Consider the following 22720-nt stretch of genomic DNA (forward strand, 5'->3'; position numbering starts at 1 on the left):
GGCGCCGCCGTTACTCTGCCACGGCGGCGGCTATGAGGGCTTTGAGCGTGCCCTTTTGGATTTCACCCAGGACACGGGAGGCAACCCGGCCCTGCTTGTCCAGCACCAGCGTGGTGGGCACAGCACCCGGGGGAACCAGCCCGGAGACGGCCAGAAGCACGCCGCCGTCCTTGTCATGGAAGCTGGGGTAGGTCAGGTTGAAGGTCTTGTCGAACGCCTCGGCGGCGGCCTTTTCATCGCGGAGGTTCACGCCGTAGAACTGCACGCCCTGCTCCTTGAACTCCTGGTGGAGGGCTTCGAGCGAGGGCGCTTCGACGCGGCACGGTGCGCAGGCGGCGAACCAGAAGTTGAGGACCGTGACTTTGCCGACGAAGTCAGCGGGCTCCACGGTGGTGCCGTTGAACAGCGTGCCCTTGATGCTGACGGCGGATTTGCGGTCTGCGGCGGCAAACTCGGTCACCGAGCCGTCCCCGGCCACGTAGTTCTTGTTGTCTCCGGCCTTGGCCTGCTTGGCCAGGGCGTCCTCCTGGGCGCACGCGGAAAGCCCCAGGGTAAGGGCGGCCAGGCCGAGGCCCCCCGCTGCCAAAACGCTGCGGCGCGACGCCGCGTTCGTCATTTCATGGCGTGCGCCAACTGCCTTGGTGAACTTGAATCCGGCCACGCTCAGGCCCCCGGAGTGTTCGAGGCGCCGGGCAGAAGTGCGGCAGCAGGCTCGCTGTACTCAACGCGCAGGAGCGTGCCGTCGTCGTCGAACACCAGCGACGTGATGGACGTGAGCGTGCATTCGCGCTTGCGCGGATCATGCCAGAGGGGCTTGCCCTCGGCGCTCAGGCGGGTAGACCAGATGGGGAGCTGGTGGCTGACCAGGATGGCCTCGGCGCCCTCCCCGCCCAGCTCAATGGCACGACGGCGCGCGTCCTGCACCGCCGCGATGACGCGGGCGGCCTGGTTCTTGTACGGCTCACCCCAGGACGGCACGAAGGGGTTGCGCAGGTACAGCCAGTGCTTTGGCTTGCGGAGCTCGGCCTTGTTGACCTTGAGGCCTTCAAAGTGGTTCTCAGCTTCGATAATGCGCGCCTCGGTGTGGATCTCAAGGTTCAGCGCTTCCGATATGGGGAGGGCTGTTTCCTGCGCGCGGGTGAGCGGTGACGCCACCAGGTGCACGATGTTGGCCCCGCCGGCTGCGCGGTCACTGAAGTGCACCGCGAGGGTCTTGGCCATCTGCTGCCCGAGATCGGAGAGGTGGAATTCCGGCAGCCGTCCGTACAGGACGCCGTCCGGATTGTGGACCTCGCCATGGCGAAGAAGATGAACAGTGGCTTGGGGCATGTTTACCAGTTTCTCAAAGATGTCGGACGATCTGAAATCTTCTACAGGAAGTAGAACTCAGAAGTTTTGAAAAATGTTCCCCGGGATTGGAATAAAAGATGCAAATGCATGTTTATACTGGGTGAAGCAGTTAGTTGAGACTTCAACCAAGGAAGTTTTTGCTGGCGATCAGATGTCCTTCCGCAAGAGACTTTCCACCACAGAACACAAGGAGCACCACCATGGCACTGCCCGCTAACGTCACCACCGGCACCTGGACCCTCGACAACTCGCACAGCGAAATCGGCTTCACTGTCCGCCACGCCGGCATCAGCAAGGTCCGCGGCAAGTTCACTGACGCCGCAGCAACGCTGGACCTCTCCGAGAACGTTGCCGACTCCAAGGTCAACGCCACCATCCAGACCGCCAGCTTCGACTCCGGCGACGTCAACCGCGACGGCCACGTCCGCGGCGAAGATTTCTTCGATGTGGAGAAGTTCCCGGAGATCTCCTTCGTCTCCAACGCGATCGTTCCCAAGGGCGACGCCTACGAGCTCCAGGGCGACCTGACCATCAAGGGTGTCACCCGCCCGGTGGCTCTCGAAACCGAGCTCCACGGTGTGGCTGTGGATCCGTTCGGCAACACCCGCGCAGGCCTCACCGCTGAAACCACCATCAGCCGCAAGGACTTCGGCCTGACCTGGAACGCCGTCCTCGAAGCCGGCGGCGTGCTGGTCAGCGACAAGGTTGGCATCAACCTCGAGCTCGCCTTCATCGCACCCGCCGCGTAATTACCCTGCCTTGTAGTTACCGGCAGTAGCAGTACCGGGAGTACTGCACCACCCCAGCGCCCCGCTCCGTCCCCGCGACGGAGCGGGGCGCTGTGTTTAATCCGGATGGTTCGGCACCGGTTCCTCGTGCAACGAAGCCGCCAGACCCGACCGGCCAGAATACCTCTTCGGAATGATCCACCGGGCGGCCGGAGCGCGGTACGGTGGAACCAAACCATGCTGGGGGCAGGGAACCGTTTACTGATCCCGGTACCTGATTAGTCAGTAGTCGACCCGCAAAGGACCAACTATGAGCACCCCGCCAGCCAACCCGCCCAGCCAGAACGAACCTGAAAACGGCAAGCCCGGCCCCGACGCTCCGCAGCAGGGACAGAACGCCCCCCAGTACGGGCAGCAGTCCCCCGCGGCTCCGCAATACGGACAGAACGCACCGCAATACGGCCAGCAGCAGCACGGGCAGCAGCCCCCGGCCGCTCCGCAATACGGACAGAACGCCCCCCAGTACGGGCAGCAGCCCCCGGCCGCTCCGCAATACGGACAGAACGCCCCCCAGTACGGGCAGCAGCAGTACGGGCAGCAGCCCCCTGCTCCCCAGTACGGGCAGCAGCCATACGGGCAGGCGCCGCAGCAGTACGGCCAGTCCCCCTACGCCCAGTACCCGTCCGAGCAGCCGCAGGGTGTAGCAGCCGGCGGGGTTCCAAAAATGGTCAACAACGCGTTCTGGATGATCGTTGCAGCGGGCGCCCTATGGCTGGTCTCCCTTCTGATCGCCATTCCCGCGCTCGATGATCCGGCCATGCGCAGCACGTTCGAGGAGCAGATGCGGACAAGCGGCGCGGACGTCGACTTCGAGTCGATCAAGGGCCTGATCATCGGCATGATGGTGGTGGTCGGCCTCGTCGGTGCCGGCCTGTACGCGTTGGTGGCGTTCAACGTGCGCAAGGGCAAGAACTGGGCCCGCATCCTGGGCACCGTCCTGGCCGCCCTGTCAATCTTCAGCCTGTTCCCGCTCAGCCTCGGAACCCTCTCGGGCCTGCTGGGCATCGTGGCGATCGTGATGCTGTACCTCCCGGCGTCCGCACCTTACTTCCAGAAGCAGCAGCCTTTCGGGGGCCCCTACTCCCAGCCGGGCAACCCCTACGGCCGCTAGTCCCGACCTGTAGGCAAAAGCACCAAACCGAAGCATCTCAGTTCCGCACCCGGAGGGCGTGGATTTTGGCTCGACCAGGCGAATTCAGTCGCCGGCCGCCGGAGTCCGCGCCCTTTGCGGTTGCCCGGCAATCTCTTGAGCCGAAATTGAGCTGCAAACTATGCCCAGAACGCCCCTGCGCGCGGTACCGTGTTAGCAAAATCACACTGGGGGGCAGGATGATGTGGCTGATCCCGGTTGAGATTACTGAGTAATCGAGTTGCAAAGGATCAATAATGAGCATTCCGTCCATCCCGCCGTCGCCCTCCAACGATTCCGCAGCCGGCGGTCAATACGGCCAGCAGCCGCCGCAGTACGCGCAGGCGCCGCAATACGCCCAGGCACCCCAGTACGGGCAGCCGCAATACGCCCAGGCACCCCAGTACGGGCAGCCGCAGTACGGGCAGCCGCCTCAATCCGGGCAGGCACCCCAGTACGGGCAGCCGCAGGATGCACAGCAGCAGTTTGCACAGCCGCAGCAGTTCGGGCAACAGCAGTACCTCGCTTACCCCTCTGAACTGCCGCAGCAGGGGAACTCAGGCCGTGCCACTCCCCCGCTGGTGAACGCCTCATTCTGGCTGTTGGTCCTCGCCTGCCTCTTCTGGGTGGGTTCGATCTTCTTCTCCATGGGTTCCCTCGATGACCCTGCCCTGCGCAGACAGATGGAAGCGAGGCTGGCAACCAGCGGCGCCGAAGTCGATTTCGAAGCCCTCAAGGGCATCATCGTGGGAATGGTGGCGCTGATTGCCGCTGTCGGCGTCCTGCTTTATGCGCTCGTGGCCTTCAAAATCCGGAAGGGCCGGAACTGGGCCCGCATTCTCGGCACTATCTTGGCCGCCTTTTCCCTGCTGGGAATCTTCGAGAACGGACCGGGAACGCCGTCCATCCTTGCCGGGGTTGCCGCGATGGTGCTCCTGTACCTCCCCGGCTCAGCGCCGTATTTCCGGAAGTACCACCCGTTCGCTGGGCCTTACGGTCAGCCCGGCTACCCCTACGGCCGCTAACAACAGTGCGGCCGCCTACGGCCGCACGGCCGCACAGCGACCGCCGGCAGCACGGGAGCGGCGGGCTTACTCGCCGTCCTCCGGAATCTGCGTCCGCTGGGCGTGGTAGGCCAGGATCTGCAGCTCGGTGGCCATGTCCACCTTTCGCAGGTTGACGCCCGCCGGCACCTGCAGCATTACCGGGGCGAAACTGAGGATGCTCCGCACACCGGCGGCGATGACGCGGTCGCACACACCCTGGGCCACGGCGGCAGGCAGTGCCAGCACCACCATGTTGGCGCCGGTCCGCTGGAGCACCGGTTCCAGGTCTGCGACGTCGCTGACGCGCAGCCAGCCAACCTCATTGCCCACCACCATCTGGTCGGCGTCGAAAATGGCCACGACGTCGAATCCCCGCGACTCAAATCCGCCGTACCGTGCCAAGGCCTTGCCGAGGTTGCCGGCGCCCACGATGGCCACTTTCCAGTCCCTGGTGAGCCCAAGCGCGGCTGAGATATGGCGGCTCAGGTACTGCACTTCGTAGCCGACGCCGCGGGTGCCGTACGACCCGACGTGGGAGAGGTCCTTGCGGAGGGTGGACGAACTCACGCCGGAGGCTTCCGCAAGGGATTCAGAGGAGACGCGCTCTACGCCTTCCGCCAGCATTGTGGTGAGGGCACGCAAATAGATGGTCAGCCGGGCCACGGCCGCGGGCGGAATCTGCTTGGCCGCAGTTCCGCTTTCCCCATGGACGGCCTCGGGGGATGAATCCAGCGAAGTCACTATCTGCTCCATTGCGTCGCGTTGTGAGTCCACTCTAGAGCCCCGTCCGTAATGCCAACAAAGCAGGAGTAGCCAAGCCTACTTGGCCGCTGCCTGTCGAAGGATCCGTTCCAGGCGGGTTTCGTCAATCTTCCAGAAGTCGCGCTGGACCCCGTCCACCAGGACCACGGGAATCTCCTCGGCATACCGCTCGCGGAGCTCCGGCAGGTTGTCCACCAGTTGTTCCGTCCACTCGAGTCCCAATGCGGCCGTGACCCGTCCGACGGCGTCGCGCGCCGCGTCGCAGAGGTGGCAGTCAGTTTTGGTGATGAGGACGACGTCGGGATGTGCCATGCATCAACCGTAGCCCGGGCTGCCGCCCCGCCGCGACGGCAGGATAGTCGCGCCGCGACAACACGGACATTGCCCATTGACTAGACTCGAGTCATGCCCGAGGAGAAGTACGTCGCCGTGATCCGGCAGCCGGCCGGTGCGTTGCAGCACGGCGAGGCCGCCTTCTTCGACGTCGACAACACCCTCATGAAGGGCGCCAGCCTGTTTCATGTGGCCCGGAAAATGCACCAGCGCGGCGCCTTCACGCTGCCGCAGGCGGCCGGGATGGCCTGGAAGCAGTTCAAGTTCGTCCTCCGCGGCGAGAACATGGACGACGTCCACGCGGTCCGCGATTCGGCCCTGACGCTGGCGGCCGGCATCACCGTGGAAGACATCAAAGCCCTCGGCGAAGAAGTCTTCGATGAGATGATCGAGTCCAGGATCTGGCCGGGCGCCAAGGCATTGGCCCAGCAGCACCTCCGGGTGGGCCGCATGGTGTGGCTGGTGACGGCGACCCCCATCGAGGTGGCCACGGTGATTTCCACCCGGCTGGGCCTGAGCGGCGCACTGGGAACCGTGGGCGAAATCAAGGACGGCGCGTACACCGGGCGGCTGGTGGGTGACATCCTGCATGGCCAGGCCAAGGCGGTGGCTGTCCAGGGCATCGCGGACGCGGAGGACCTGGATCTCAAGCGCTGCTGGGCCTACAGCGATTCCCACAATGACATTCCGCTGCTGAGCATGGTGGGCCATCCCGTGGCCATCAACCCTGATGCCCGCCTCCGCCGCCATGCGCGCGAAAACAACTGGCCGGTCTACGACTTCCGCTCCGGACGACGTGCCGCCACGCTTGGCCTCAAGGCCGCCACGGTTGGCGGGGCTGTCTACGGACTCTGGAGGGGCTTCACCCGCTTCCGCGGCCCCACGGTCTAACTCACTACAGAGTGGCGCGCCGGGCGCTGCTGCCGGCGGCTTCCCGCAAAAGAAAAATGCCCGCTGCCAAAGGCAACGGGCATCTCACGCTGTAGGAAGTATCTCTACTTCTTGTTACGGCGCTGGTGGCGGGTCTTACGAAGCAACTTGCGGTGCTTCTTCTTGGCCATACGCTTGCGACGCTTCTTAATAACTGAACCCACGAAAGTTCCTTACAAACTAGATGGAGTACCTGTCTGATGGAAGAGGTCCGTGGACTAGGCAACAGACTAAACAACAAACAGATTCTTACAATAACGAAAAACGTTCCCTAACAGGGTACCGCTTATCCGGCGGACTCACTGACCGACCGCCTGGCTGCGCACCTTGGGGCGGCCATACGGCGGGTTCGAGGGAGCTTACGCCGTGTCCGACTGGCCTTCCACAACAGCACCCTTGACGTACTGTTCGACGGCGGACTCCGGCACCCGGAAGGACCGGCCGAAACGGACGGCAGGCATCTCTCCGGAGTGAACAAGGCGATACACGGTCATTTTGGAAACACGCATGCGCTCGGCCACTTCGGCCACAGTCAGGAACTGAGCGTTCGAGAAGTTCGACTCTGCGGACATTTCCCTTATTCCTTTGTTGACAGCTGATAAAGGCAACCCCATTGAAACCCCATTGCGGTGTGCCGATGCTGAGCCATCAACCTACCCTGTGTTAGTTACTCTAGTGGCTGATGGTGCCATAGTGAAAGTCATTCGGCGTAACCAATTTTCCATGAACCCTCAGCGAATTCAGCCCGCCAGAGCGCTCCGGCGCTTGCGGGCGGATGCTGCCAGCTGGCCCAGCACGGAAGCCGTAACGTCCCACTCCATGCAGGCGTCCGTTACGCTCTGGCCGTAGACCAGCTCGTCAGTGCCGGAGGCGTGCTCAGCCACGTCCAGGTTCTGCGCCCCGCCCACCAGGAAGCTCTCAAGCATGACGCCGGCGATCACCGAAGCTGCAGCTCCGCCGTCTTCCAGCTGGGCGCCGATTTCCAGGGCAACCTCGGCCTGGCGGTGGTGGCTCTTGCCGCTGTTGGCGTGGCTGGCGTCCACGATGAGCCTGGGGTTGAGCTGCTTGGCGGCCAGTTTTGCCGATGCCGCCTCGACGTCCGCCGCGGAGTAGTTGGGGCCCTTGCGGCCGCCGCGGAGGATCACGTGGGTGTCCGGGTTGCCCGCCGTGGCCACGAGCGCCGCCCGGCCGTCACCGTCGATCCCGAGGAACGCCTGGGGCGCCGCGGCAGCGCTGCAGGCGTCCACGGCGACCTGGAGGTCGCCGTCGGTTCCGTTCTTGAATCCGATGGGCATGGACAGCCCGGACGCCAACTGGCGGTGGATCTGGCTTTCGGTGGTGCGGGCACCGATGGCTCCCCAGGAGACGAGGTCAGCCATGTACTGGGGGCTGATGGGCTCCAGGAACTCCGTGGCCGTGGGAAGGCCCAGGGAGGTGACCTGCTTCAGGAACTGGCGGGCCGCCCGCAGCCCGGTGGCGATGTCGTGGCTGCCGTCCAGCCGGGGATCGTTGATGAGGCCCTTCCAGCCCACCGTGGTGCGGGGCTTCTCGAAGTAGGTCCGCATGACCACCAGGAGGTCTTCCCGGTGCTTCTCCGCCTGGCTGACCAGCCTGCGGGCGTATTCCAGGCCTGCCTTGGGGTCGTGGATCGAGCAGGGGCCCACGATGACCAGCAGGCGGTCGTCCACGCCGTCCATGATGGCCCGGACTTCGTCCCGGCCGCGTTCGACGACGTCTGCCACCCGGGAGTCAAGCGGCAGTTCCGCGATCATGTCCTGGGGCGACGGCAGCGGCTTGAATTCACTGACGCGCAGGTTGGACGTGGAATGCTGTGTTTCGGTGGCTGCTGCGGTGCTCATGGTGCGGGTCCTGTTCCGGAAGAGGTGCGGAGCGGGCCCAGATCAGAACCCGCCGGAGAAATGGCGAAGGGCAGAGAATGATCTCTGCCCTGTTGGCTCTGAAGGTAAGTTGGATGCGTGTCAGTTAGACGCGGGCCCCTCCAGAGCCAACGAAAAATACGCATACCAACGGTTAGTCATAGCCAAGACCATAACCGCGGGGACGCCGGGTCCGCAAATCGAACCCGCGCGAACGGACATGTGGGGCCCCTTTCGGCGGGGCCTCAAGTGTCCGTTCGCGCTGGTCTGCGACTGGTGGAACCCGGTCCCCTCAGCCCAGCAGCTTGCGCAGGTACCGCAGCTGCCGGTTCCACTGGTGCTCCTGTCCGCCCTCATGGTTGTTGAAGCGGTACACCTCGATCTCCTTGGCCGGCGCCTCGTTTCCAGCGCCCGTTCCGTAGGCGTTGAAGCTGGCAAAAACGGTGGACGGCGGGCAGATGTCGTCCGCCTGTGCGGCCGAGAACAGCGCCGGCGCGGTTGCTGCCCGGCCAAGGTTGACGCCGTCGAAATAGTTCAGCACGGCAAGGACTGCCTCATAACGGTCCCGGTGGCGGGCCAGGAATGCGGCGATCTCCGGATAGGGCCCGCGCGGTGTGATGTCGATGGCGCGGGGGAAGTCCTGCAGGAACGGAACATCCGGCAGTGCGGCGATCACGCCGTCGAGCCTTCCGGCCGCGAGCCCGGCCACGGCAACTGTGATGCCGCCACCCTGGCTGACACCCGCCACCACCACCCGGGAGGGGTCGACGGCGGGATGGGCCTGCGCGGCTTCCACCGCGCGGAAGGCGTCCACATAGACCCGGCGATAGTAGTAGTCCTCGCGGCTTCCAGCGCCGCGGGTCATCAGTCCCGCATGCGCCACACCGCCCGCGGACGGGTGCGGGTCCGCGGTGTTCCCCAGCAGACCGCCGTAACCCTGCCCCCGGGTGTCCATGATGAAGTGCGCGTACCCGGCCTGCGCCCACTTGGTGTCCTGGTTGCACAGCCCGCGTCCGCCCGAATATCCCGCGTACTGCACGACGACGGGAAGCGGCTCGTCCGGCGAACGGTCCGCCGGCAGGTGCAGCCAGGCCTTCACCGGGGAACCGCCGAAGCCCGCGAACGTGACGTCGACGGTGTCGATCACCGTGAGGTAGTTGTCCACGGGCTCGAACACCACCTCCAGCGGGTACTCGCGGGCCTCGCTGATAGTGCGGTCCCAGAAGGCGTCAAGGTCCGCCGGGGCGGCGGCGCCGGACGTGTAGTTTCGGAGCTGCTCAAGCGGTAGGTCGAAGAGGGGCATCGGATTCCGGTTCTGTAATTGCTGGGCTGTAGATCGGACTGCGGCGACTCAGACCAGCGCCGCCTGATAGCTTTCCAACGGCTGCGAGCCACGCACCAGGGCCCGCAGCTCGGCGAGCCCGCCGGTGACCACGCCCGCCGCCCGGGCCTGGACCAGCACGTTGCCGAGTGCGGTGGCTTCCACGGGTCCGGCGATGACGCGTTTGCCGGTGGCGTCGGCGGTGAGCTGGCACAGCAGCCGGTTCTGCGAGCCTCCCCCGACGATGTGCACCACGTCCACGGGCACGTCTGCGAGGCGTTCGGCGTCGGCGATGGTCCGGGCGTAGCCGGCGGCGAGGCTGTCCAGGATGCAGCGGGTGATCGCCGCGGGGTTGTCGGGGAGGAGTGCGCCGGTGTTGCGGGCGGCCGCGCGGATCCGGTCCGGCATGTTGTCCGGGGCGATGAAGTACGGATCATCGGCGTTGACCTGCGGCCCGCCGAACGGCAGGGCAGCGGCCGCGGCCAGCAGTTCGTCCAGTGTCGCCGTATATCCCTGCTGGGCCCAGGTGCGCTGGCATTCGCTGAGCAGCCAGAGCCCGCCGACATTGCGGAGGTACCGGATGGTGCCGTCCACGCCGCGCTCGTTGGTGAAGTTCGCCTGCCGGCTCGCCTCGGTGAGCACGGGGTGGCTCAGCTCGACACCCACGAGGGACCACGTGCCGGAAGAGATGTAGGCGAAGTTCCCGGCCCCGGAGCCGGCTGCACCGGCCGGGACCGCGGCGACGGCGGAGGCGGTGTCATGTGAGCCGACGGCCGCCACCTTCGTGGCCTGGTCCAGGCCGGTGCGGGCGGCGATGCCGGGCAGCAGGGTGCCGATGGTTTCGCCGGGCTGGATCAGCGGCGGGAACAGGTCCTTCCGCAGGCCCAGGGCTGCCAGGAATTCGGTGGCCCACTCCCCCGCGACAGCGTCGAACAGCCCGGTGGTGGAGGCGTTGGTGGCCTCGGTGCGGCGGACCCCGGTGAGCAGGAACGCGATCAGGTCCGGGATGAGCAGGGCCTGCAGCCCCTCCAGGTCCGGTTCGCTGGCGAGCTGGTAGATCGTGTTGAACTGCAGGAACTGCAACCCGGTGGTGGCGTAGAGCCGGGCGGGGTCCAGTTTTTGGTGCACGGGCGCGACGGCGGCCCGGCTGCGGTCATCGCGGTAGCTGAACGGCTGCGCGGTGAGTTCCCCGGCCGCGTTGACCAGGCCGTAGTCCACCGCCCAGGTGTCGATCCCGATGCTGCTGATGGTTTCACCGCGCTCCGCGGCGACGCGGGCCGCGGCAGCCAGGCCGGCCAGCACCTCAGCGAACAGGGCGTCGAAGTCCCAGCGCAGGCCGCCGTCGGACTCCACCACGCCGTTCGGGAAACGGTGAACAGTCTCCAGCTTGGCACTTTCCGGGCCGGCGCCGCCGGAGACCCGTCCGAGGATGACGCGTCCGGAGGAGGCGCCGATGTCGACGGCGGCGAAGACCCGCCCGCTGGGATGAGCGGCGGACACCGCCCCGACCGTGACCGGAGCGGTGTCCTGGGTTGGTGGAACGCTGTTCATCGCAGGAAGGCGGCGGCCACACCGGCGTCCACGGGGATGTGAAGGCCGGTGGTGTGGGACAGTTCGGCGCTGGTGAGCACCGCGGCGGCGTTGGCCACGTGCTCGGGCAGGACTTCGCGCTTGAGCAGGGTCCGCTGGGCGTAATACTTGCCCAGCTCCTGCTCGTCCACGCCGTAGACCGCGGCGCGTTTGGCGCCCCAGCCGCCGGCGAAGATCCCGGAGCCGCGGACCACGCCGTCGGGGTTGATGCCGTTGACGCGGATGCCGTATTCGCCCAGTTCGGCTGCGAGGAGCCGGACCTGGTGTGCCTGGTCGGCCTTGGTGGCGGAGTAGGCGATGTTGTTCGGGCCGGCGAACACGGAGTTCTTGGAGGAGATGTAGATGATGTCCCCGCCCATGTCCTGGCCGATCATGACCTTCGCAGCGGCCTTGGCCACCAGGAAGGAGCCCTTGGCCATGACGTTGTGCTGCAGGTCCCAGTCCTTCTCGGTGGTTTCCAGCAGCGGCTTGGAGATCGACAGCCCGGCATTATTGACCACCAGGTCCAGCCCGCCGAAGGACAGCACGGCTTCCTGGATGGCGGCGGCGATCTGGGCTTCGTCGGTCACGTCCGCCTGGACGCCGATGGCGACGTCGGGGCCGCCCAGTTCCGCGGCGACGGCCTGTGCGTTCTCAAGGTTCAGGTCCGCGATGACGACGCAGGCGCCGTCCGCGGCGAGGCGCGTGGCGATGGCTTTGCCGATGCCGGACGCGGCCCCGGTCACCAGCGCGATGCGGGTGGCGTGGGACTTGGGTTTGGGCATCCGGGCGAGCTTGGCTTCTTCCAGGGCCCAGTACTCGATCCGGAACTTCTCGGATTCCTCGATCGGGGCGTAGGTGGAGATCGTCTCGGCACCGCGCATCACGTTGATGGCGTTGAGGTAGAACTCGCCGGCAACGCGGGCGGTCTGCTTGTTCGCACCGAAGGAGAACATGCCCACCCCGGGGACCAGCACAATGGCCGGGTCAGCGCCGCGCAGCGCCGGGGAATCCGGAGAAGCGTGCCGGTCGTAGTAGGCCTGGTAGTCCTCGCGGTAGTCGGCGTGCAGCTCCTGCAGCCGGGCGATCGAGTCCTCGACGGACGCGTCCGCGGGCAGGTCCAGGATCAGCGGCTTGACCTTGGTGCGCAGGAAGTGGTCCGGGCAGGACGTGCCCAGGGCCCCGAGCCTCGGGTGCTCGGCGGCTTCCAGGAAGTCCAGCACGACGGCGTCATCACTGAAGTGCCCCAGCTGCGGCTTGTCCGTGGACGCCAGCCCGCGGATGACCGGTGCCAGCGCGGCGGCCTTGGCGCGGCGTTCGGCCTCCGGCAGCGCGCCGAAGCCGGGCAGCTTGGGACCGAAGGGCTGCGGGCGGCCGTTTTCCGCGATGAACTTTTCGGCCTGCTCGATGATCCAAAGCGAGTTCTGCTCTGCTTCTTCGCTGGTGGCGCCCCAGGCGGTGATGCCGTGGCCGCCCAGGATGGTGCCGATGGCCTGCGGATTGGCGTCCTTGATCGCGGCGATGTCCAGGCCAAGCTGGAAACCGGGCCGGCGCCAGGGCACCCACACCACCTTGTTGCCGAAGATCTTGGTGGTCAGGGCCTCGCCGTCCACGGCGGTGGCGATCGCGATGCCGGAGTCCGGGTGCAGGTGGTCCACATGGGCCGCGTCCACCAGGCCATGCATGGCGGTGTCGATCGACGGCGCGGCGCCGCCCTTGCCGTGCAGGCAGTAATCAAAAGCGGCCACCATCTCATCTTCACGCTCAACGCCCGGGTAGACGTTCTTCAGGGCATTCAGCCGGTCCAGGCGGAGCACGGCGAGGTTCTGGGCCTTTAGCGTGCCGAGGTCCCCGCCGGAGCCCTTGACCCAAAGCAGCTGAACGTCCTCGCCCGTGACGGGGTCCTTCTCGGTGCCCTTCGCCGAGGTGTTGCCGCCGGCGAAGTTGGTGTTCCGATTGTCCGCACCCAGGCGGTTGGAACGGGAAATCAGGTCTTCAACAGTCTTGTTCGTGCTGCTCATGCTCTTATGCGCCCCATCCGGCTTGCTGGCCGCCGACGCGGTCCTCGTTGATCTGTTTCTGGTAACCGCTGGTCTTGAACGCGGCCATCGGGTCCGCGGGCAGACCGCGGGATTCACGCCACTGCGCCAGGGCCGGGCGGACGTCCGTGTAGAACGCGTCATTGAACACGGCGTTCGCAGCCAGGACATCCCCGGACCGCTGGGCCTCGCCCAGGGCAGCGGTGTCCACCATGAGGGCACGCGCCGTCATTTCCTGCACGTTCAGGACCGAGCGGATCTGGCCCGGAATCTTCTCCTCCAGGTTGTGGCACTGGTCCAGCATCAAAGCCACACCTGCATTCTCTCCTGCGGACTTGCCGAAGCCGCCGCCGCGGATGACCTCGTACATGATGCGGAACAGCTGGAACGGATCCGCGGCACCCACAATCAGGTCGTCATCGGCGTAGAAGCGCGAGTTGAAGTCAAAGGAACCCAGCTTGCCCAGGCGCAGCAGCTGCATCACGATGAACTCGATATTCGTGCCCGGAGCGTGGTGCCCGGTGTCCAGGCACACAAACGCCTTCTCCCCCAGGGCCAGGGTCTGGGCGTAGGAGGTGCCCCAGTCCGGGACGTCGGTGTGGTAGAAAGCCGGCTCGAAGAATTTGTACTCCAGCACCAGGCGCTGCTCCCCGCCCAGGCCGGCGTAGATCTCCTGCAGGGAATCCGCCAGCCGGTCCTGGCGGCCGCGCATGTCGTCCTGGCCCGGGTAGTTGGTGCCGTCCGCCAGCCAGATCTTCAGGTCCTTCGAGCCGGTGGCGTGCATGATCTCAATGCATTCCAGGTGGTGGTCGATAGCCCGGCGGCGGACGGACTCGTTGGAGGACGTCAGGGAACCGAACTTGTACTCGTCATCCTGGAAGGTGTTCGAGTTGATCGTCCCAAGGCCCACGCCGAGGCCTTCCGCGTACTCGCGCAGGACGGCGTAGTCGTCCACCTTGTCCCACGGAATGTGCAGCGCAACGGTGGGCGCCAGGCCCGTGAGCTCGTGCACTTTCGCGGCGTCCGCAATCTTCTCCAGCACCGTCCGCGGGGTGCCCGGCGTACCGAACACCTTGAAGCGCGTGCCTGAATTCCCATAGGCCCACGAGGGGACCTCGATGGCAAGCTCTCCGAGCCTGCCCAGCGCCGTTGCTACGTCATTCATGATGGTTCTTTCCGATGTCTTGTGGTGCTGCGGTTTGGGGTGGTGGTGCTGCGGCCCCGCTGCTGGAGCCCGGGTGGATCAGCTCGTCGTGGACTCCGCCGCCGCAAGCTGATCGTCAAGATTGAAGACTTCTTCGAGGACCAGGAACCCTTCGTCAGGGGCCTGGTCCGTGTTAGCGAACAATGTGGCCATTTCGGCCTGCCAACGTGCGTTGACTTCGGTGAGCGCCATCCGCGCCCGGACGGCGTCGAAATCGTCGCATTCCAGGTAGCCCACCAGCAGCCCGTCAGGGCCCAGGAAGAGCGAGTAGTTGTGCCAGCCCGCATCCTTCAGGGCCCGGAGCATGTCCGGCCAGACGGCGGCGTGCCGGCGCCTGTACTCATCGATCAGTCCGGGTTGGACCGAGGAGCGAAAACACACCCTCATCTGCGACTCTCCTGAATTTCAAATCTTTGAATCGTTTCATTGTTACGATTCAAAGTACTCTTGAAGTCGAGTAGGTGTCAAGCAATTGTCAGTGGATGAAAAGGGTTCATCCGGCCGCATGCCGTTTCGCTGGCCGGGGAACACGGGCCGGGCACGGACAATTGGGCCGGGGGGTTTGATCCAGGCGGTTGCACCCGCCGCCCCGCACGAGAGAGCTTGGAGAAACATGTCACGGTCAGCCAGCATCAAAGATGTTGCGAACCATGCCCGCGTGGCGGTGGGAACGGTGTCCAATGTCCTGAACTACCCGGACCGGGTGTCGCAGCGGACCAAGGAACGGGTTCTGCAGGCCATCGACGAGCTCGGCTTCATACGCAATGACGCCGCCCGCCAGCTCCGTGCCGGCCACAGCCGCACCATCGGCCTGATAGTCCTCGATGTCGGCAACCCCTTCTTCACGTCCGTGGTCCGCGCCGCCGAGGATGCTGCCGCCCTGCAGGGAAGCGCCGTCCTGCTCGGGGACAGCGGGCACGACGCGGGACGCGAGTCGAACTACATCGACCTCTTCCAGGAGCAGCGGGTCCAGGGCCTGCTGATTTCGCCGGTGGGCGACGTCACCGAACGGCTCGACCAGCTCCGCGAACGCGGCGTGCCCACGGTCCTGGTGGACCGGCTCGCCGATGAGGCGAAGTACAGTTCAGTTTCCGTCGACGACGACGCCGGCGGTTACCTTGCGGCGCGGCACCTGCTGGACATCGGCCGCCGTCGGCTGGCGTTCGTGGGAGGCCCGACGTCGATACGCCAGGTGGCTGACCGCCTCCAGGGGGCGCAGCGCGCCGTCGCCGAAGTTCCGGACGCGTCATTGGAGGTGCTGGATTCCGCAGGGCAAACGGTGCTGGCGGGCCGCGGCGTGGGCGACCAGCTGGCCCGCCGCAGCGCCGGGGAACTTCCGGACGGCGTGTTTTGCGCCAACGACCTGCTGGCGCTCGGCGTGATGCAGTCCCTCACCATGCTGCGCACGCTGCGGATCCCGGAGGACATCGCCCTGATCGGCTACGACGACATCGATTTCGCCGTGTCCGCCGTGGTGCCGCTGTCCTCGATCCGGCAGCCCACGGAAGCACTCGGACGGACCGCCATCGAGCTGCTGGCCGAGGAACTGGAATCCGACAAGCCCAAGCACCGGGCAGTGATCTTCACGCCGGAACTTGTGGTGCGCCAAAGCACCGCCGGCCCCGAGGCCGCCACCGCTGCCTGACGCGGGAGGGAGGCACTGGGAGTACGTGTATCAGCAGGCCCTTCCGCGCCGGGACCGGCGCCTGTTGGATGGACAGAAGTCACCAGGAAAGGAACGCCCCCATGGCTGCATGGCTCATCACAGGATGCTCCACCGGACTCGGCCGTGCCCTCGCCCAGGCGGTGCTCGCCCGCGGCCACAACGCCGTCGTCACCGCCCGGAACGCGGCCACGCTTGAGGACATCGCGGCTGCGTACCCCGACACGGCGCTTGCTACCGCTCCGCCGTGGAAGAAGCGGACGACGCCGACATCCGGCAGTTGTTCGACACGAACGTTTTCGGCGCCGTCGACATGATCAAGGCAGTCCTCCCGGACATGCGAGCCAAGCGGGCCGGGTCAATCCTGAACATCTCCTCCATCGGAGCGCGCATCTCGCCTGCCGGATCGGGCTACTACTCGGCAACCAAGGCGGCCCTGGAGGGCCTGTCCGGATCCCTCCACAAGGAACTGCAGCCGCTCGGCATCAATGTCACCGTCATTGAACCGGGCGCCTTCCGCACGGACTTCGCCGGCCGCTCACTCACCCAGTCGGCGACGCCGATCGATGATTACGCGGAGACGGCCGGGAAACGGCGCAAGGAGAACGACACCGTCCACGGCACCCAGCCGGGGGATCCTGCCAAGGCGGCGGAGGCCATCCTGGCCGTCACAGAAAGTCCGAACCCGCCGTCGCTGATGGTGCTCGGCAGGGACGCGTTCAACGCCTTTGCCGCCGTCGCCGAAGCGGAGCGCACGGAACTGGACAAGTGGCGGGACCTCAGCCTCAGCACCGGGATCGAGGGCTGAGCGATGGAGTACACCCGACTGGGCCAGTCCGGCCTGAAAGTCAGCCGCATCGCGCTGGGCTGCATGAGTTTCGGCGACACGTCCCAGGGCTTCAATGAATGGGCGCTCGGCGACGCGGAAGCGGAGCCGGTCTTCCGCCAGGCCGTGGAGCTGGGCATCACGTTCTGGGACACCGCCAATGTCTACGGTTTCGGCAGCTCCGAGGAAATCGTCGGGCGCGCCATCAGGAAGTACACCCGCCGGGAGGACGTGGTGCTCGCCACCAAGGTGCATTTCAAGATGCACGACGGCCCGGGCGGATCCGGCCTGTCGCGCAAAGCCGTCATGGAACAGGTGGATGCGTCGTTGTCCCGCCTCGGGACGGACTACGTGGACCTCTACCAGATCCATCGCTTCGATCCCGAGGTGCCGATCGAGGAAACGATGGAGGCCCTCCACGACGTGGTGAAGGCCGGCAAGGCACGGTACATCGGAGCGTCGTCGATGTGGGCGTGGCAGTTCGCCAAGATGCAGCACACCGCCAGCCTGCACGGCTGGACCAGGTTTGTCTCGATGCAAAACCAGTACAGCCTCATGCAGCGGGAGGAGGAACGCGAGATGTTCCCGCTCCTGGCCGACCAGGGCGTGGGCAGCATCCCGTGGAGCCCGCTTGCCAAGGGGCGGCTCGCCCGGCCCTGGGGCGAACACACCAAGCGCGCGGACACGGATCCGATGCAGCGCCGGTTCTTCAGCGATGACGACCAGCCCATCGCCGATGCCGTGCAGCGCGTCGCCCAGGAACAGGGCGTGCCCATGGCCCAGGTGGCCCTGGCATGGGTGCTGCGCAACCCCTCCGTGGCCGCCCCCATCGTGGGAGCGACCAAGAGCCGCCACCTCAGCGATGCCGCCGCCGCCCTCGACATCCAGCTCACCGAAGAACAGGTGGGCCGGCTGGAGGGGGCGTACACCCCGCGGATGCCCACCGGGTACTGAACCGGCACCGGACGGCAAGGCCGGTTTTCGCGGCGAGGGCTAGATTTTCTCGACCGTGAGGTCCCGGTAGGCGGCCCGGAGCGGTGCCATCTGCCGGAACCCGAGGTAGCCCCCGCCAAGGACCTTGTCCGAGGAGTCCCGCCACGCAAACAGCGGCAGTCCGTTGATGGAGAACCGCACGCGCGGCCCGTCCTTCACGAGTTCCATGCGGTAGAAATCCGTGGCGTCTTCCGCGGGCGGCAGCGGGTCCGCACCCTGGGCCACCAGCTCGAAACCGGCGCTCTTCCGCAGGTTGCAGGTACGGAAGGCCCGTTCGGAGGCGTACTTGTGCCGGAAGTAGGAAACGTGGAGGGCGTTGATGTCGCCCGAATGGTACTGCGGGTAGTAGCCGGTGCGCGGCGCGAGGTCCGCCGAAAACAGGTCCTGTCCCCCTTGGCCCGTTGCCGAAAAGAACAGCATGGCCAGCCCCGGCTCCGCGAGGGGCAGGAACTCCCAGGTGATCCGGATGCCGTCCGGGAACTCCACCGGGCACCAGAAGGTCCAGTGGGCGTGGTCGCCGAATTCCCCGTCGTCCAGGGAGCCGGAGAGTTCGAGCGCGCCGTCGCGGGCACCCAGGCTGAGCGGTCCTTCCGCCACCCAGCCAGACACGTCCGCCGGTCCGGCCAGGGGGTTGCTGTACAGAGTGCCCGTGGCGGCCGGTGGCGTCCCCACCTAGCCGCGCCCCGCCGTCGTGAGTCCCGCCGTCGTGCTTTCACGGGATCCCGGCTTCTCACGGGAGCCCGGCCGGGCATCCGGCCCGAAGCCGAACAGCCCGAGCTGCCTGGCAACTTCCCCGGCGACCAGGGACGCGCCACGCCGGGAGAAATGCGTGTTGTCCGTCAGCCCGGCCGGCCAGTGCGCGTGCTCGCCGGAGCCGAAATGGCAGAACAGCGACGTCGATTCCTCAACTCCCAGCTGCATGTACAGGGACCGGGTCCAGGCGTTGAGGTCCACGACGGCGACGTGCAGTTCGAGTGCGATCTCGCGGACCACTTCGGGATAGTCCTCAAGGCTTTCCTCCAGGCTGGCTTGGACACCGGCGCCCGGGCCGGCCAGGAAGTGCCGGCGCTCCACCGGCGTGCAGAGCACCGGCACCGCGCCGTGTTCCCGGACCTCCGCCACCATGCGGCGGAGGTTGGCCGCGTAGCCGGTCCTGGCTGCGAGGTGGGGGCGCTTCTGGTCGTTGTGGCCGAACTGGATGAGCACCAGGTCGCCCGCCCCGGCAGTTTCGAGGAGCTGCCCCCAGAGCCCGTCTTCGCGGAAGGATTCGGTGCTGGCCCCGCCTTTGGCGAAGTTGTGCACGGCGGCCCAGGCGTAGACATACCGGGGCAGCCGGGCGCCCCAGCCGCTCATGGGGTACTCGTGGGTGGGACAGTTGGCCACCGTGGAATCGCCGGCGAGCAGGATTTTCATGCTGTGCTTTCTGTTGGAGTGGATGCCTGTGCCTTCAGGGCCGTGCGGGTGCCGGCTCAGCCCTTGACGGAGCCGATCAGCAGGCCCTTGGCGAAATGCTTCTGCAGGAACGGGTAGAAGATCAGGATGGGCAGTGTGGCCACCACAATCACGGCGAATTTGATGCCCTGTTCGGGCGGGATGTAGTTCGGATCCACGTTGCCCGTGCCGAGGAGGTCGCTGGACGCGGTGACCTGGCGCAGGTACATCTGCAGGGTCCACTTGGAGTTGTCGCTCAGGTACAGCAGTGGCGACATGAAGTCGTTCCAGATGCCCACGGCATAGAACAGCGCGAACGTGGCCAGCACCGGTTTGGACAGCGGCAGCAGGATCCGCCAGAGGATCCCGATTTCCGTGGCGCCGTCCATCTTGGCGGACTCTTCCAGCTCGGCGGGGAGCTCCTGGAAGAAGTTCTTGATGATGATCAGGCTGAACGGGTTGATCGCAGCAGGCAGGATCAGCGCCCAGTAGCTGTTGAGCAGGCCGAGGTCTTTGATCAGCAGGAACGTGGGAATCATGCCGCCGGAGAACACCATGGCAAAAACCACCAGGGACAGGATCAGCTGCCGGCCGCGCAGGTTCCGCTTGGCCAGCGGGTAGGCCATGGTGACTGTCAGGACCAGCTGGACCACGGTGCCCACTGCCGTGACCAGCACGGTAGTGACCAGCGCCCGGATGAACGCGGGGGTGGAGAAGATGTACTCGTAGGAGCCCAGGCTGAACTGCTCCGGCCAGACGAAGAAGGCCCGGCGGGTGATCTCCGCTTCGGTGGCAAAGGAGCCGGCGAACACGTAGACGAAGGGCAGCAGCGTCAGGACGCCGATCAGCACCAGGAAGACGTAGTTGGCGGCGTCGAAGATCCGGCCGCCGGTGGTGTTGTGAATCTTCATTAGAACAGTCCGCTCTGGTTGAATCGCTTGGCCAGCCAGTTGGTGCCGAAGATCAGCACAATGCCCACCAGGGATTTGAAGAGTCCGACGGCGGTGCTGTAGCTGTAGGCGCCCTGGGTGATGCCCACGAAGTACACGTAGGTATCGAAGACGTCGGCCACGCTCCGGTTGAGGGCGTTGGTCATGAGGTAGATCTGTTCGAAGCCGGTGTTCAGCATCTGCCCGATCGCAAGGATGAGCATCACGATGATGGTGGAGCGGATGCCCGGCAGCGTGATGTGCCAGACCCGGCGGAACCGGCCGGCGCCGTCGATGATGGCGGCCTCGTACTGGTCCTGGTCGACGGTGGCCAGGGCAGCCAGGAAGATGATGGTTCCCCAGCCGGTGTTCTTCCAGATTTCCTGGAGCACAATGAGCGGCCGGAACCAGTTCGGATCGGACAGGAAGTCGATGTTGGTGCCCAGCGCGGAGTTGAGGAACAGGAACAGCGGCCCGAAGTCCAGCGCGAACAGCAGGAAGCTCAGCGACGCCACGATGGTCCAGGACAGGAAGTGCGGGATGTAGACAAGCGTCTGGACCGTGCGCTTGAGGATCGAGAGGCGGACCTCATTGAGCAGCAGCGCCAGCACGATGGTCAACGGAAACGCGATGCCCAGGTTCAGGAATGCCAGGATCAGGGTGTTGCCCAGCAGCCGGCCGAAGTCCGGGTTGGAGAAGAAGTCCTGGAAATGCTGGAACCCCACCCACGGGCTGGCGTTGACGCCCAGGAACGGAACGTAGTCCTTGAAGGCAATGCTGACCCCGTACATGGGGGCGTACCGGAAGACGGCAAAGTAGATGACGCCCGGGAGCAGGAGAAGGTAGAGCCACTTGTAGTGAGCGAAGTGGACGGCGAAACGGCGTCGCCGCCCCGGGGCAGGCGCGGGTGGCGGCGCCTGCTCCGGGGCTTTGACGTCAAGGGCGGACGTTGTCACTTGCTGTCCTGCCACAGCTTGTTGATCTCTTCCTGGACTTTGTCGCCGCCGCTGGTCTTCCACAGCTTGATGGCATCCTTCAGGCCCTGCTCATCGATCTGGCCGGCCAGGTACTTGATCCGGGCGTCGGCCACAATGTTGTCCAGCTGCGCGCCCTTGGCCACGTAGGTGGGTGAGACGAAGGCCGCGGCAGGGTTGTAGACGGCGCTCTTCAGGTCCGCGGCCATGACCTCAACCCGCTTGTCGAACACTTCCTGCTCGTAGTCCGAGGCCTGCTTGACCGGGTAGAAGTTGTTGCCGGTGACGTTGGTGCCCAGCTGGGCGTAGCTCTTGATATCGGTGGAGACGGCCTTGCTCTCGGCCGTTTCCGGCTTGATGGTGGCTGCCTTGCCGTCCTCGACAGTGAAGTTCACGCCTTCGATGCCGTTGTTGAGCAGTGTGGCCACTTCCTTGCCGTTCATGGTGTTCAGGAATTCCAGGACGTTCTTCAGCTCAGCCTCGGTGCGGACGCTGGTCTTGGGAACGGCCAGGAAGCCGGAGTAGCCGTCGGTGGGGTGGGCGTGTAGTTCGCCGTCCGGTCCCTTGAGGTTGCCGACGAAGCCCACCTTGTTCTGGAAATCGTTCGGGTTGGCCTGCTTGAACAGGTTGATCAGCACGCTGACGCGGGAGTCGACGTCGACAATGATGCCGCCCTTGCCGTTGAAGAACGGCTCATTCCATTTAGTGCCGTCGAAGGTGGCGAAGTCCGGGTTGATGAGCTTCTCGTCCACCATCTTCTTGACGAACCGGTTGGCTTCCAGGAACTCTTCGGTGTCGAAGCTCGGGATCAGCTTGCCGTCTTTTTCGGTCCACCGGTTGCCGGCCCCGTACCACTCCTCGATGATGTCGTACGGGCTGTTGGAGCCCAGGGCGCCCCACTTGGGAATGGTGATGCCCCAGGTGTCGTTCTGGCCGTTGCCGTCCGGATCCTGCTCGGTGAAGGCCTTGGCCACCTTGTACAGGTCTTCGGTAGTTTCAGGTGCCGCCAGTCCGAGCTTGTCCAGCCAGTCCTGGCGGAACATCACGGCCGCCCGGATGGGATTACGGGCACGGAAGACGCCGTAGACCTTGCCGTTGACACTGGCATTGTTCTGCACGTCCGGGAACGTCGTCTTCAGGTTCGGGTAATCGGCGAGCTTGTCGGTGAGGTCCCAGAAAGCGCCGGCCTCGGCGTTCTTGACGAAGCCGGGCGACTTGCTCTGCACCACCATGACCTGGGGGATCTCGGAGGAGGCCAGGGTGATGTTCATCTTGTCCTCGTAGGAGGCATTCGGCGTCCAGGTGATGCTCACGTCCTTGCCGGTGAGCTCCTCGAGCTTCTGCTGCACGGCGCCGTCGGCCGCCGGCGGCTGCGCTTCAAGGAACGGCGCCATGATGCTGATCTTCGACGAATCCGCTGCCGGCGCTTCACCTCCGCTGCATGCCGTGAGGGCCAGTGCGGCGGCGGTCACGACGGCGGCCGCCAGGCTGAGGTTTCTAGGGATCATCATGTTTCCGTTTCCACTTCTTCGGGGTTGGTTTCGGGGTTGGTGCGG

Annotated in this window: 25 protein-coding genes; 8 read left to right on the forward strand and 17 right to left on the reverse strand. The window is 65.6% G+C overall.

The window, feature by feature from the left end:
- Positions 1–10: 10 nt before the first annotated feature.
- Together Q8Z05_RS03425 and Q8Z05_RS03430 are read right to left on the reverse strand one after the other, a co-directional pair.
- Positions 11–616: a TlpA family protein disulfide reductase gene (locus tag Q8Z05_RS03425; protein WP_305943470.1), complete on the reverse strand. Its 606-nt coding sequence runs from the start codon at positions 614–616 to the stop codon at positions 11–13.
- Positions 617–663: 47 nt separating this feature from the next.
- Positions 664–1329 carry a histidine phosphatase family protein gene (locus tag Q8Z05_RS03430; RefSeq protein ID WP_305942099.1) on the reverse strand — a complete coding sequence of 222 codons (666 nt, stop codon included), beginning with the start codon at positions 1327–1329 and terminating at the stop codon, positions 664–666.
- Positions 1330–1550: 221 nt separating this feature from the next.
- On the opposite strand from Q8Z05_RS03430, the gene Q8Z05_RS03435 reads away from it, so the two are divergent.
- From Q8Z05_RS03435 to Q8Z05_RS03445, 3 genes are all read left to right on the forward strand, one after another.
- The gene (locus Q8Z05_RS03435; protein WP_305942100.1) at positions 1551–2099 is read left to right on the forward strand and encodes a YceI family protein; all 549 of its coding nucleotides are present in this window, start codon (positions 1551–1553) and stop codon (positions 2097–2099) included.
- Between the two features lie 289 nt (positions 2100–2388).
- Entirely contained in the window at positions 2389–3249 is an 861-nt protein-coding gene (locus tag Q8Z05_RS03440; protein WP_305942101.1) for a hypothetical protein, read from the forward strand.
- A gap of 275 nt (positions 3250–3524) precedes the next feature.
- Positions 3525–4292 carry a hypothetical protein gene (locus tag Q8Z05_RS03445; RefSeq protein ID WP_305942102.1) on the forward strand — a complete coding sequence of 256 codons (768 nt, stop codon included), beginning with the start codon at positions 3525–3527 and terminating at the stop codon, positions 4290–4292.
- A gap of 66 nt (positions 4293–4358) precedes the next feature.
- Here Q8Z05_RS03445 and Q8Z05_RS03450 read toward each other — a convergent pair whose 3' ends face one another.
- Both Q8Z05_RS03450 and Q8Z05_RS03455 read right to left on the reverse strand, forming a co-directional pair.
- Positions 4359–5054: a redox-sensing transcriptional repressor Rex gene (locus Q8Z05_RS03450; protein WP_305942103.1), complete on the reverse strand. Its 696-nt coding sequence runs from the start codon at positions 5052–5054 to the stop codon at positions 4359–4361.
- A gap of 78 nt (positions 5055–5132) precedes the next feature.
- Entirely contained in the window at positions 5133–5387 is a 255-nt protein-coding gene (locus Q8Z05_RS03455) for a glutaredoxin family protein (protein ID WP_305942104.1), read from the reverse strand.
- A 93-nt stretch (positions 5388–5480) separates the two neighbouring features.
- Here Q8Z05_RS03455 and Q8Z05_RS03460 point away from each other — a divergent pair, with 93 nt between their 5' ends.
- Positions 5481–6299 carry an HAD family hydrolase gene (locus Q8Z05_RS03460; RefSeq protein ID WP_305942105.1) on the forward strand — a complete coding sequence of 273 codons (819 nt, stop codon included), beginning with the start codon at positions 5481–5483 and terminating at the stop codon, positions 6297–6299.
- 104 nt (positions 6300–6403) lie between these two features.
- Here Q8Z05_RS03460 and Q8Z05_RS03465 read toward each other — a convergent pair whose 3' ends face one another.
- The 8 genes from Q8Z05_RS03465 to Q8Z05_RS03500 form a co-directional block, all read right to left on the reverse strand.
- Positions 6404–6502 carry a 30S ribosomal protein bS22 gene (locus Q8Z05_RS03465; RefSeq protein ID WP_003792170.1) on the reverse strand — a complete coding sequence of 33 codons (99 nt, stop codon included), beginning with the start codon at positions 6500–6502 and terminating at the stop codon, positions 6404–6406.
- Positions 6503–6697: 195 nt separating this feature from the next.
- Positions 6698–6910, reverse strand: a complete 213-nt coding sequence (locus Q8Z05_RS03470) for a helix-turn-helix domain-containing protein (RefSeq protein ID WP_305942106.1) — start codon at positions 6908–6910, stop codon at positions 6698–6700.
- A 168-nt stretch (positions 6911–7078) separates the two neighbouring features.
- A complete protein-coding gene (locus Q8Z05_RS03475; RefSeq protein WP_305942107.1) occupies positions 7079–8197 on the reverse strand; it encodes a 3-deoxy-7-phosphoheptulonate synthase in 1119 nt (372 codons plus the stop codon).
- 310 nt (positions 8198–8507) lie between these two features.
- Complete coding sequence (locus tag Q8Z05_RS03480; protein WP_305942108.1) at positions 8508–9518, reverse strand: acetylxylan esterase; 1011 nt, start codon at positions 9516–9518, stop codon at positions 8508–8510.
- 48 nt (positions 9519–9566) lie between these two features.
- A complete protein-coding gene (locus Q8Z05_RS03485) occupies positions 9567–11087 on the reverse strand; it encodes a rhamnulokinase (RefSeq protein ID WP_305942109.1) in 1521 nt (506 codons plus the stop codon).
- Positions 11084–13126 carry a bifunctional aldolase/short-chain dehydrogenase gene (locus Q8Z05_RS03490; RefSeq protein ID WP_305942110.1) on the reverse strand — a complete coding sequence of 681 codons (2043 nt, stop codon included), beginning with the start codon at positions 13124–13126 and terminating at the stop codon, positions 11084–11086. The genes Q8Z05_RS03485 and Q8Z05_RS03490 overlap by 4 nt, the downstream gene beginning before the upstream one ends.
- Before the next feature lie 4 nt (positions 13127–13130).
- Entirely contained in the window at positions 13131–14309 is a 1179-nt protein-coding gene (gene rhaI / locus Q8Z05_RS03495) for an L-rhamnose isomerase (protein WP_305942111.1), read from the reverse strand.
- Positions 14310–14387: 78 nt separating this feature from the next.
- Positions 14388–14735, reverse strand: coding sequence for an L-rhamnose mutarotase (locus Q8Z05_RS03500; protein WP_305942112.1), 348 nt, complete (start codon positions 14733–14735; stop codon positions 14388–14390).
- Between the two features lie 226 nt (positions 14736–14961).
- Between Q8Z05_RS03500 and Q8Z05_RS03505 the strand changes: the two genes are divergently transcribed.
- From Q8Z05_RS03505 to Q8Z05_RS03515, 4 genes are all read left to right on the forward strand, one after another.
- The gene (locus Q8Z05_RS03505) at positions 14962–15993 is read left to right on the forward strand and encodes a LacI family DNA-binding transcriptional regulator (RefSeq protein ID WP_305942113.1); all 1032 of its coding nucleotides are present in this window, start codon (positions 14962–14964) and stop codon (positions 15991–15993) included.
- A gap of 101 nt (positions 15994–16094) precedes the next feature.
- Positions 16095–16328, forward strand: a complete 234-nt coding sequence (locus Q8Z05_RS21535) for an SDR family NAD(P)-dependent oxidoreductase (RefSeq protein ID WP_442781326.1) — start codon at positions 16095–16097, stop codon at positions 16326–16328.
- The gene (locus Q8Z05_RS03510; RefSeq protein ID WP_442781328.1) at positions 16259–16819 is read left to right on the forward strand and encodes an SDR family NAD(P)-dependent oxidoreductase; all 561 of its coding nucleotides are present in this window, start codon (positions 16259–16261) and stop codon (positions 16817–16819) included. Before Q8Z05_RS21535 ends, Q8Z05_RS03510 begins: the two co-directional genes overlap by 70 nt.
- Positions 16820–16822: 3 nt before the next feature.
- A complete protein-coding gene (locus Q8Z05_RS03515) occupies positions 16823–17791 on the forward strand; it encodes an aldo/keto reductase (RefSeq protein ID WP_305942114.1) in 969 nt (322 codons plus the stop codon).
- A gap of 39 nt (positions 17792–17830) precedes the next feature.
- On the opposite strand, the gene Q8Z05_RS03520 is transcribed toward Q8Z05_RS03515, so the two are convergent.
- Genes Q8Z05_RS03520 through Q8Z05_RS03540 form a run of 5 tightly spaced genes read right to left on the reverse strand, consistent with a single transcriptional unit; the run spans position 17831 to position 22675 of the window.
- Complete coding sequence (locus tag Q8Z05_RS03520) at positions 17831–18502, reverse strand: DUF1961 family protein (RefSeq protein ID WP_305942115.1); 672 nt, start codon at positions 18500–18502, stop codon at positions 17831–17833.
- Positions 18503–19243 (reverse strand): rhamnogalacturonan acetylesterase, encoded by a 741-nt coding sequence (locus Q8Z05_RS03525; RefSeq protein ID WP_305942116.1) that lies wholly within the window; start codon positions 19241–19243, stop codon positions 18503–18505.
- A gap of 56 nt (positions 19244–19299) precedes the next feature.
- The gene (locus tag Q8Z05_RS03530) at positions 19300–20172 is read right to left on the reverse strand and encodes a carbohydrate ABC transporter permease (RefSeq protein WP_305942117.1); all 873 of its coding nucleotides are present in this window, start codon (positions 20170–20172) and stop codon (positions 19300–19302) included.
- On the reverse strand, positions 20172–21146 hold the full coding sequence (locus Q8Z05_RS03535; protein WP_305942118.1) for an ABC transporter permease: 975 nt from the start codon (positions 21144–21146) through the stop codon (positions 20172–20174). Before Q8Z05_RS03535 ends, Q8Z05_RS03530 begins: the two co-directional genes overlap by 1 nt.
- Entirely contained in the window at positions 21143–22675 is a 1533-nt protein-coding gene (locus Q8Z05_RS03540; protein WP_305942119.1) for an extracellular solute-binding protein, read from the reverse strand. Before Q8Z05_RS03540 ends, Q8Z05_RS03535 begins: the two co-directional genes overlap by 4 nt.
- Between the last annotated feature and the right edge of the window lie 45 nt (positions 22676–22720).

The organism is Arthrobacter oryzae (assembly GCF_030718995.1).
Lineage (GTDB): Bacteria > Actinomycetota > Actinomycetes > Actinomycetales > Micrococcaceae > Arthrobacter > Arthrobacter oryzae_C.

What these genes read in the sequence shown, in the direction of transcription:
- Q8Z05_RS03425 (WP_305943470.1), bottom strand. Translation starts at nt 616, where the DNA reads ATGACGAACGCGGCGTCGCGCCGCAGCGTTTTGGCAGCGGGGGGCCTC.
- Q8Z05_RS03430 (WP_305942099.1), bottom strand. Translation starts at nt 1,329, where the DNA reads ATGCCCCAAGCCACTGTTCATCTTCTTCGCCATGGCGAGGTCCACAAT.
- Q8Z05_RS03435 (WP_305942100.1), top strand. Translation starts at nt 1,551, where the DNA reads ATGGCACTGCCCGCTAACGTCACCACCGGCACCTGGACCCTCGACAAC.
- Q8Z05_RS03440 (WP_305942101.1), top strand. Translation starts at nt 2,389, where the DNA reads ATGAGCACCCCGCCAGCCAACCCGCCCAGCCAGAACGAACCTGAAAAC.
- Q8Z05_RS03445 (WP_305942102.1), top strand. Translation starts at nt 3,525, where the DNA reads ATGAGCATTCCGTCCATCCCGCCGTCGCCCTCCAACGATTCCGCAGCC.
- Q8Z05_RS03455 (WP_305942104.1), bottom strand. Translation starts at nt 5,387, where the DNA reads ATGGCACATCCCGACGTCGTCCTCATCACCAAAACTGACTGCCACCTC.
- Q8Z05_RS03460 (WP_305942105.1), top strand. Translation starts at nt 5,481, where the DNA reads ATGCCCGAGGAGAAGTACGTCGCCGTGATCCGGCAGCCGGCCGGTGCG.
- Q8Z05_RS03470 (WP_305942106.1), bottom strand. Translation starts at nt 6,910, where the DNA reads ATGTCCGCAGAGTCGAACTTCTCGAACGCTCAGTTCCTGACTGTGGCC.
- Q8Z05_RS03475 (WP_305942107.1), bottom strand. Translation starts at nt 8,197, where the DNA reads ATGAGCACCGCAGCAGCCACCGAAACACAGCATTCCACGTCCAACCTG.
- Q8Z05_RS03480 (WP_305942108.1), bottom strand. Translation starts at nt 9,518, where the DNA reads ATGCCCCTCTTCGACCTACCGCTTGAGCAGCTCCGAAACTACACGTCC.
- Q8Z05_RS03485 (WP_305942109.1), bottom strand. Translation starts at nt 11,087, where the DNA reads ATGAACAGCGTTCCACCAACCCAGGACACCGCTCCGGTCACGGTCGGG.
- Q8Z05_RS03490 (WP_305942110.1), bottom strand. Translation starts at nt 13,126, where the DNA reads ATGAGCAGCACGAACAAGACTGTTGAAGACCTGATTTCCCGTTCCAAC.
- rhaI (WP_305942111.1), bottom strand. Translation starts at nt 14,309, where the DNA reads ATGAATGACGTAGCAACGGCGCTGGGCAGGCTCGGAGAGCTTGCCATC.
- Q8Z05_RS03500 (WP_305942112.1), bottom strand. Translation starts at nt 14,735, where the DNA reads ATGAGGGTGTGTTTTCGCTCCTCGGTCCAACCCGGACTGATCGATGAG.
- Q8Z05_RS03505 (WP_305942113.1), top strand. Translation starts at nt 14,962, where the DNA reads ATGTCACGGTCAGCCAGCATCAAAGATGTTGCGAACCATGCCCGCGTG.
- Q8Z05_RS21535 (WP_442781326.1), top strand. Translation starts at nt 16,095, where the DNA reads ATGGCTGCATGGCTCATCACAGGATGCTCCACCGGACTCGGCCGTGCC.
- Q8Z05_RS03515 (WP_305942114.1), top strand. Translation starts at nt 16,823, where the DNA reads ATGGAGTACACCCGACTGGGCCAGTCCGGCCTGAAAGTCAGCCGCATC.
- Q8Z05_RS03525 (WP_305942116.1), bottom strand. Translation starts at nt 19,243, where the DNA reads ATGAAAATCCTGCTCGCCGGCGATTCCACGGTGGCCAACTGTCCCACC.
- Q8Z05_RS03530 (WP_305942117.1), bottom strand. Translation starts at nt 20,172, where the DNA reads ATGAAGATTCACAACACCACCGGCGGCCGGATCTTCGACGCCGCCAAC.
- Q8Z05_RS03540 (WP_305942119.1), bottom strand. Translation starts at nt 22,675, where the DNA reads ATGATGATCCCTAGAAACCTCAGCCTGGCGGCCGCCGTCGTGACCGCC.